The organism is Nocardiopsis lucentensis DSM 44048, assembly GCF_000341125.1.
GTDB lineage: Bacteria > Actinomycetota > Actinomycetes > Streptosporangiales > Streptosporangiaceae > Nocardiopsis > Nocardiopsis lucentensis.
Genome location: NZ_ANBC01000262.1, coordinates 1 through 8397, shown reverse-complemented (window position 1 = coordinate 8397; position 8397 = coordinate 1). Strand labels below are relative to the sequence as shown.

Here is an 8397-nt window from a genome sequence, read left to right as displayed (position 1 = left end):
CTGCCGTAGCGGCGTGTCACACCGCGCGCGTGGACGGCGGGAGCGGTCGGTTCGGTCACGTGGTCCTCACACGGAGACGGAACAGGAGCATGCCGGTCAGGGCGGCCAGCGCCGCCGCCCACCAGGGCTGGGTGTGCGGCGCGACCGCCGCCAGCGGGGCGAGGTGGTCGCCGGAGCCGAGCACGGCCAGGGACGCCAGCCACAGGAGCCCCACGGCACCGCTGGCCAGGCTCAGGTGGACCCACCGGCACAGGACGAGCGAACCGGCGACCAGGGTCAGCGAGGGCAGGAGCCAGAAGACCGCCGTCCACGGGGTGGTGGGTGCGGGCATCATCAACGCGGCCAGGGTGCACAACGCCACGGCGGGTACCAGTACCGCGCACGTCCGCAGGAACAGTAGCCGCTGCCCGGCCATCGGCGTGATCGAGGTCAGGGTGTGCGCCGGGTCCACCCCGCGTCCGTAGGCGAGCGCGACCCCCGCCAGGGGGATGAGCGGCGCGGTGAGGAAGAACACCAGTGATCCCTTCGGCAGCGCGTACGCGGCGAACAGGGCACAGACCAGGACGAGCACCGTGGACACCAGCCACGCCCGGTACAGCTTCGGGGTGGCGGCCAACAGCTTGACCGTACCGTCGCGCAGCCCGAGGGCGCGCAGCAGGCGTTCGACCGGGTGCGGTCGCGGCCGGTCGACGACGTCGCGCAGGTCGGCCCAGGCGCGGTCGATCCACTCCTCGTCGGCGGGGACGAGGGTTCGGCAGGGTGCGCAGTGCATCAGGTGTGCCTCCACGGACATCGCCGTGACGTCGTCGACGGCGTGGGACGCGTACGCGTGTACTTGGGCAGGGGTCAGGTGCCAGGTCATGTCAGGGCCTCCCGCAGGCGCGCCTTGGCGCGCATCACCCGTGTCTTCACGGTTCCTTCGGGGATCTGGAGTATCTGTGCCGCCTCCCGTACGGTGAGCCCGTCCAGCACGGTGGCCTGGATGGCGGCGCGCAGCTCAGGGGAGAGGGAGTGCAGGGCGGCGCCCAGGGGGCCGTGCTCGATGTTGAGCAGGACCGTGTCCTCAGCGGAGGCGTCGCCGATGGTCTCGTAGGGTTCGGGATCGCTGTCGGCGATCCAGCGGTTGGACCGTTTGCGCAGTTGGGAGATCAACTGGCGGATCGCGATGGTCCACAGCCACGCTCCGGCATCGGTGTCGCCCGGGCGCGGGGTGAAGGATCCGGCGTTGCGCCACACCGCCAGGAAGGTCTCCTGAAGGGCGGCGTCGAGCTGGTCCGAGTCCGAACACCGGTAGCGCAGGCGGGCGCGCAGCCAGGGCGCGTGTCTGCGGTGCAGGATCTCCAGGGCGTCGGATTCCCCGGCGGCGACGGCGGCGAGCAACTCCGGGTCGGAGCTCTCGGGACCATAGGGGGGCACGCGGCGGCGCGTGCGGCGGAACAGCTTCACGGTGGGGCTATCGGGATGGCGGAGGTGATCGGTTCATGGGGGCGGGGCCGCTGGGCAGGCCTTTTCGACGGTATCCGCGCGCCGGTTGTCCGCGCGCCCGCGGCCGTGGGAGAAAATGGGGCGTATGCGCCTGAGGATCTTCCTTGAGCCCCAACAGGGGGCCACCTACGAGGACCAGCTCGCCGTCGCCCGCGCGGCGGAGGAGCTGGGCTTCGACGCCGTCTATCGCTCCGACCACTATCTGCACATGGGGGACCACGTCAGCGGGCTGCCCGGGCCGACCGACGCCTGGATCACGCTGGCGGGACTGGCGCGGGAGACCTCCCGTATCCGGCTCGGCACGCTGATGACCGCCGCGACCTTCCGCTACCCCGGGCCCCTGGCCATCTCCGTCGCCCAGGTCGACCGGATGAGCGGCGGACGGGTCGACTTCGGTTTCGGTGCGGGCTGGTACGAGGAGGAGCACGCGGCCTACGGGATCCCCTTCCCCGCCGCGGCCCGCGAGCGCTTCGACCGCTACGAGGAGCAGCTGGACATCATCACCGGCCTGTGGTCCACCCCCGTCGGGGAGACCTTCCGCTACGAGGGCAAGCACTACCGCCTGGCGGAGGGCCCCGCCCTGCCCAAACCGGAGCAGGCACCGCACCCGCCCGTGCTGATCGGCGGAACCGGTCCCAAGCGCACCCCGCGGCTGGCCGCCAAGTTCGCCGACGAGTACAACGTGCCGTTCGCCTCGCTGGAGGACACCTCGGCGGCCTTCGAACGCACCCGGGCGGCGGTGCGCGCCTCCGGAAGGAGCGCACCCATGGTCTACTCGGCGGCGCAGGTCCTGTGCGTGGGCCGCGACGCGGCGGAGGTCGCCCGGCGTGCCGAGCGTATCGGCCGTGAGGTTCCCGAGCTGCGTGGCAACGGCCTGGCGGGCACCCCGGACGAGCTCGTGGACCGCCTCGGCGCCTTCGGGGAGGCCGGGGCCGAGCGCGTCTACCTCCAGGTGCTGGACATGTCCGACCTGGACCACCTGGAACTGGTGGCTGACAAGGTCGTCCCGCAGCTCGACTGAGGGCGGACGGCTTCTCGGGGGGGTGGCCGCGGGGGCCGGACCACCGCCCGATAACTTGATATCGAGATACAAGTTGGATACCTTGACGTCAAGATAACAGCGGGACTCCCCCCGGCCCGCTCCCGGTTCGGGCGTGTGAACTTGACCGCTTGTCGGCGCCCGACCCCAAACATCGTGGACGCCCGCGGTCAACGGACCGCCTGGTCGGCGGCGAGTGGTGTCGCCGCAGGTCAGCGTGGACCTGAGGATGCCGGTGGCGGCGGAGGGCAGCCCCGTGGCTCTCCGAGGCCCCGGAATCCGGTGAGGGCGGCCTCAGTAGGACCCGCACCCGCCCATCGGGCAGGATGCCGGGGACATCAGTGGCGAGATCAGGAGGCAGACACCGTGTCCGCGAACAGCTTCGGCGCCCGTGACACGTTGCGTGTAGGCGACGAGTCGTACGAGATCTTCCGGTTGGACGCCGTCCAGGGCGCCAACCGGCTTCCCTACAGCCTGAAGGTGCTGCTGGAGAACCTCCTGCGCACCGAGGACGGTGCCAACGTCACCGCCGACCACATCCGCGCGCTGGGCGAGTGGGACGCCAAGGCCCAGCCCAGCCAGGAGATCCAGTTCACCCCCGCGCGGGTGATCATGCAGGACTTCACCGGCGTCCCCTGCGTCGTCGACCTCGCCACCATGCGCGAGGCCGTGCGCGACCTGGGCGGCGACCCGGACAAGATCAACCCGCTCGCCCCGGCCGAGCTGGTCATCGACCACTCCGTCGTCGTCGATCTCTTCGGCCGCCCGGACGCCTTCGAGCGCAACGTCGAGATCGAGTACGAGCGCAACTACGAGCGCTACAAGTTCCTGCGTTGGGGCCAGACCGCCTTCGACGAGTTCAAGGTCGTCCCGCCCGGCACCGGCATCGTGCACCAGGCCAACATCGAGCACCTGGCGCGCGTCACCATGAGCCGGAACGGCCAGGCCTACCCCGACACCTGCGTCGGCACCGACTCGCACACCACGATGCAGAACGGCCTGGGCATCCTGGGCTGGGGCGTCGGCGGTATCGAGGCCGAGGCCGCCATGCTCGGCCAGCCGATCTCCATGCTCATCCCGCGCGTGGTCGGCTTCAAGCTCTCCGGTCAGCTCAAGCCCGGCACCACCGCGACCGACCTGGTGCTCACCATCACCGAGAAGCTCCGCGAGCACGGTGTGGTCGGCAAGTTCGTCGAGTTCTACGGCGAGGGCGTCTCCTCGGTGCCGCTGGCCAACCGCGCCACCATCGGCAACATGAGCCCGGAGTTCGGCTCCACCGCCGCGATCTTCCCGGTCGACGACGAGACCATCCGCTACATGCGCCTGACCGGCCGCTCCGAGCAGCAGGTCGCCCTGACCGAGGCCTACGCCAAGGCCAACGGTTTCTGGCACGACCCGGCCGTGGAGCCCGAGTACTCCGAGTACCTGGAGCTCGACCTGGCCGAGGTCGTCCCGTCCATCGCCGGCCCCAAGCGCCCGCAGGACCGCATCGCCCTGTCGGAGGCCAAGCCGACCTGGCGCCACGACGTCCACAACTACGTCTCCGACGACGAGGCGGGCGAAGAGTCCTTCCCGGCCTCCGACGCGCCGGCCACGACCGCCAACGGGCGCCCGCACCGCCCGGTCAAGGTCACCATGGCCGACGGCACGGAGACCGAGGTCGACCACGGCGCCGTCGTCATCGCCGCGATCACCTCCTGCACCAACACCTCCAACCCCTCGGTCATGCTGGGCGCCGCCCTGCTGGCCAAGAAGGCGGTGGAGAAGGGTCTGTCCCGCAAGCCGTGGGTCAAGACCTCCATGGCCCCGGGCTCCAAGGTCGTCACCGACTACTACGAGCGCTCCGGCCTGACCCCGTACCTGGACAAGCTGGGCTTCAACCTGGTCGGCTACGGCTGCACCACCTGCATCGGCAACTCCGGTCCGCTGCCGGAGGAGATCTCCAAGGCGGTCCAGGACAACGACCTCGCGGTCACCGCGGTCCTGTCCGGCAACCGCAACTTCGAGGGCCGGATCAACCCGGACGTGAAGATGAACTACCTGGCCTCGCCGCCGCTGGTGGTCGCCTACGCGCTGGCCGGGTCCCTCGACGTGGACATCACCACCGAGCCCCTGGGCGTCGGCAGCGACGGCAAGCCGGTCTACCTGGCCGACATCTGGCCCTCCGCCGAGGAGATCCAGGAGGTCATGGACGCCGCGATCGCCTCGGACATGTACGAGAGCGCCTACGCGGACGTGTTCGCCGGTGACGAGCGCTGGCGCTCGCTGCCCACGCCGACCGGCAACACCTTCGAGTGGGAGGACGAGTCCACCTACGTCCGCAAGCCCCCGTACTTCGAGGGCATGGCCACCACCCCGTCCGCGGTCACCGACATCACCGGTGCCCGCGTCCTGGCCAAGCTGGGCGACTCGGTCACCACCGACCACATCTCCCCGGCCGGTGCGATCAAGCCGGGCACCCCGGCGGCCGAGTACCTCAAGTCCCACGGCGTCGAGCGCCGCGACTTCAACTCCTACGGTTCCCGCCGCGGCAACCACGAGGTGATGATCCGGGGCACGTTCGCCAACATCCGCCTGCGCAACCAGATCGCGCCGGGCACCGAGGGCGGCTACACCCGCGACTTCACCCAGCCCGAGGCGCCGGTCTCGTTCATCTACGACGCCGCGCAGAACTACGCGGCGCAGGACATTCCGCTCGTCGTCCTGGGCGGCAAGGAGTACGGCTCCGGCTCCTCGCGTGACTGGGCCGCCAAGGGCACCCGCCTGCTGGGCGTGCGCGCGGTCATCACCGAGTCCTACGAGCGCATCCACCGCTCCAACCTCATCGGCATGGGCGTCCTGCCGCTCCAGTTCCCGGAGGGCCAGTCCGCCGACTCCCTCGGCCTGACCGGCGAGGAGACCTTCTCCATCACCGGTGTGACCGAGCTCAACGAGGGCCGCGTCCCGAGCACGGTGAAGGTCAGCACCGACACCGGCGTCGAGTTCGACGCCGTGGTGCGCATCGACACCCCGGGTGAGGCCGACTACTACCGCAACGGCGGCATCCTGCAGTACGTGCTGCGCCAGCTCATCGCGAAGTAGTCCCAGGACTCCGCCGGCGCCCACACGGCGCGCAGCGCGGTTCAACGGGGCCGCCACCGTCCGACCGACGGTGGCGGCCCCGCCTTCTTTCGACGGCCCAGTTCACACCGGGCGCGAGGGGACGAACCGAATCGATATGCTCGCCCCATGCCCCATCCCCTCCACGTGAGGACGTCGACCCCCCGAACGCTCCTCCTCGCCCTGGTCGCCCTGGTGGCCGCGGTGTCGGTGGTGTCCGGCGCCGCTCCCGCGGCCCGGGCCGACACCGCGCCCGCCGACACCACCGCCGCCGCCCACCTGGCGGACCTCCTGGCCGAGCAGCCGGACGGGCGGGAGGTCGTGGTCAGCGAACTCCTGGCGGGGGAGTACGACGTGGCGGCCCTGGAGGAGGAGCTGCGCGCCGAGTTCGACCGCCTCGACACGCCCTACCACGTGGTCGTCACCCCCTACCTGGCCGGAAACCTGGGCAGCGACACCTTCCTGGCCTCCCTCCAGGACCGCGTGGGTGAGGACGGCCTGTACGTGCACATGAACGACGGGCACACGGTCGTCCGCGCGTTCACCACGCCCGGCGTCGACCTGAGGACCGGGGACGCCACCACGGCCCTCATGGGCGACGAGTCCTACGACCACACCTCGCGCCTCCAGGACGTCGCCGCGGGCTACGTCGACCTGCTGCTCGACCCGGAGATCGCCGCCCGCGCGGACGCGGCGCGGGACTCCTTCGGACAGGAGAGGGCGGAGGAGGAGCCGTCCGGCTGGGCGGAGTTCGTCGAGGAGCTGGACCCCCTGTCGTACAACGGACCGGCCAACACCGGGTTCCTGGTGGCCATGGTCGGGGGCGGGTTCCTGGGGCTCGGCCTCACCGCCGTCATCGTGCGCGGGTACCGCCTTGCGCAGGCCCAGGCGCCCGTGCGTGGCGGGCGGCGCGTGCCGGCGTCCCGCCGACCGGGCGCGCCGGTGGTCGCCGTCCGCCGAAGGGCCCTGCGCCGCTCCGTGCGGCTCCTGGCCGTGTGCGCCGTGATCGCCGTCGCGACCGTCGGCGCGGGAGCGGTCCACGTGCTCCGGCCCCCGGCGAGCCCCGACGAGCGGGCGGACGCCGCCGACCCGCTCGCCGCCCCGCCCTACGTCGCCTCCACCGTGCGCGTGGACCGCGTCGTCGCGGCGTGGGAGGACGACCCCGTGTACGTCGACCCCCTGGCACCCGTGGACGGCGCGTCCATTGCGGAGCTGTCCGACGCCGTCGCCGGGGCATCCGTGCCCGTCCACGCCGCCGTGGTGCTCATGGCGGACTCCGACGAGGCCGGAGGGGACGCGGAGGTGCTCGCCCACGCCCTGGCCCACACCAGGGACGAGGACGGCCTCTACCTGGTGGCCGACGTCGGCGGCGGGAAGGTCGGCATCGCGGCGCTGGGCGTCGACCTCGGCGTCGACACGTGGGACCTGACGGGCCTCACCTGGGACCCGGACAGCGAGGACGTGGTGCGGGGCCCGACCCTCACCGTCCTCGGCCGGCTCGACGGTGCGCGCCCGGACCCGGACGCCGAGGACACCGTCCCCCGGGAGGCGGAGTACCGCGCCGACGAGGAGCCGCCGGAGTCGCGCACGGACCGCTTCCTCAGCGAGGACTTCTGGCCGGCGCTGTTCTTCCTGGGCCCGCTCTTCGGCGCCCTCGTCTACTCCGTTCTCGCCCTGGCCGCCTGGCTCACGCGCCGGGTCCGGGCGGTGCCCGGCCGCCGTCTGCGCCCGATCGCCCGGAGGGCGGCCGCGCGGATGGTCGCGGCCGTCGACGCCGCTCCGGCCGACCACCCGAACGCCGCCGATACCATGCGCGACGCCGACACCGCGCTGCTGGTCCTCAACGGCGACCCCGACGAACTGGACCTCGTGGGTGCCACGGTGCTGGCCCGCCGGGTCACGCGGCGGCTCCGATCCGACTCCGGGCAGGAGGCGTCCGTGTGCATGGTCGACCCCCTGCACGGCCCCGCCGTCGGGGAGGACGCCACCGCCCTGTCCCAGAGCCGCCTCCCCATGTGCGCGTCGTGCCTGACGACCGCGGACCGGGCCCGCCTCCCCCTGCGTGTGCGCGACGGGCGGCGGCGCGTACCGCACCTGACCCTGAACCGCTCCTGGGTGCGCACGCGCTACGGGTCCCAGGGCGGACTCGACGCCGACTCCCTCGTGAAGGAGACCCATGCGTCCTGACATCCGCCCGACCCCGCTCGCGGCGCTCGGGCTCTGCCTCGTCCTGGCCGCGCCCGCGACCGCGCGGGCCGACGCGCCCAGTCCGGCCCAGGAGATCGCCACCGCTCTGGAGTCCTCTCCCGTCGTGGTCGACCCCGCCTACGACAGCGCCTTCCCCGAGGAGACCCGCGCGCGGGTGGAGGAGACGATCGAGGACAGCGGGCTGCCCGTCCGCGTCATCCTCGTGCCGTTGGTGGACGGCGACACGTGGGGCGGTGATCCGGGGAACCTGGCCGCCGCCGTCCACGACCGCGTCGGCGGCGCGGGCCACTACCTCGTCCTCGACAGCCCCCGCCTGAGCGGCAGCGACTTCGACGCCTCGGGCGCCGTCTCCTACTCCGACCGCGCCCACTACGCCGCCCTGGCGGCGTCGTACGCGACCGACTACGACGCGCCCCTGTCCGAACTCGTGGAGGTGGCGGTGGACGCCGCGGTCTCCGACGACCCGGAGGCCGTCTACGAACGCGAGATGCGCGCGTACGAGGAGGAACAGGGCGACGACTCCCAGGACGCGCCCCCGGCCCCGGAGGACGGCACGGCCGCGGCGG

The 8397-nt window shown here is 72.1% G+C and carries 5 protein-coding genes and 1 pseudogene; 4 read left to right on the top strand and 2 right to left on the bottom strand.

Going from position 1 to position 8397, the window contains the following annotated elements; translation table 11 throughout:
• Window positions 1-55: 55 nt before the first annotated feature.
• Together D471_RS0108990 and D471_RS0108985 are read right to left on the bottom strand one after the other, a co-directional pair.
• The gene (locus D471_RS0108990; protein WP_017598317.1) at window positions 56-862 is read right to left on the bottom strand and encodes a zf-HC2 domain-containing protein; all 807 of its coding nucleotides are present in this window, start codon (window positions 860-862) and stop codon (window positions 56-58) included.
• A complete protein-coding gene (locus D471_RS0108985; RefSeq protein ID WP_017598316.1) occupies window positions 859-1446 on the bottom strand; it encodes an RNA polymerase sigma factor in 588 nt (195 codons plus the stop codon). The genes D471_RS0108990 and D471_RS0108985 overlap by 4 nt, the downstream gene beginning before the upstream one ends.
• Window positions 1447-1570: 124 nt before the next feature.
• Between D471_RS0108985 and D471_RS0108980 the strand changes: the two genes are divergently transcribed.
• From D471_RS0108980 to D471_RS0108965, 4 genes and pseudogenes are all read left to right on the top strand, one after another.
• Window positions 1571-2506: an LLM class F420-dependent oxidoreductase gene (locus D471_RS0108980; RefSeq protein WP_017598315.1), complete on the top strand. Its 936-nt coding sequence runs from the start codon at window positions 1571-1573 to the stop codon at window positions 2504-2506.
• Window positions 2507-2890: 384 nt separating this feature from the next.
• Window positions 2891-5605, top strand: a complete 2715-nt coding sequence (acnA, locus tag D471_RS0108975) for an aconitate hydratase AcnA (RefSeq protein WP_017598314.1) — start codon at window positions 2891-2893, stop codon at window positions 5603-5605.
• A 147-nt stretch (window positions 5606-5752) separates the two neighbouring features.
• Window positions 5753-7810 carry a hypothetical protein gene (locus D471_RS33615; RefSeq protein ID WP_017598313.1) on the top strand — a complete coding sequence of 686 codons (2058 nt, stop codon included), beginning with the start codon at window positions 5753-5755 and terminating at the stop codon, window positions 7808-7810.
• Window positions 7800-8397 (top strand): annotated as a pseudogene (locus tag D471_RS0108965) (hypothetical protein); the annotation flags it as partial. The gene D471_RS33615 and the pseudogene D471_RS0108965, both read left to right, overlap by 11 nt.

Bases quoted from the DNA above. Each gene is read 5' to 3' on its own strand.
- D471_RS0108990 (WP_017598317.1), bottom strand. From the start codon at position 862: ATGACCTGGCACCTGACCCCTGCCCAAGTACACGCGTACGCGTCCCAC.
- D471_RS33615 (WP_017598313.1), top strand. From the start codon at position 5,753: ATGCCCCATCCCCTCCACGTGAGGACGTCGACCCCCCGAACGCTCCTC.
- D471_RS0108980 (WP_017598315.1), top strand. From the start codon at position 1,571: ATGCGCCTGAGGATCTTCCTTGAGCCCCAACAGGGGGCCACCTACGAG.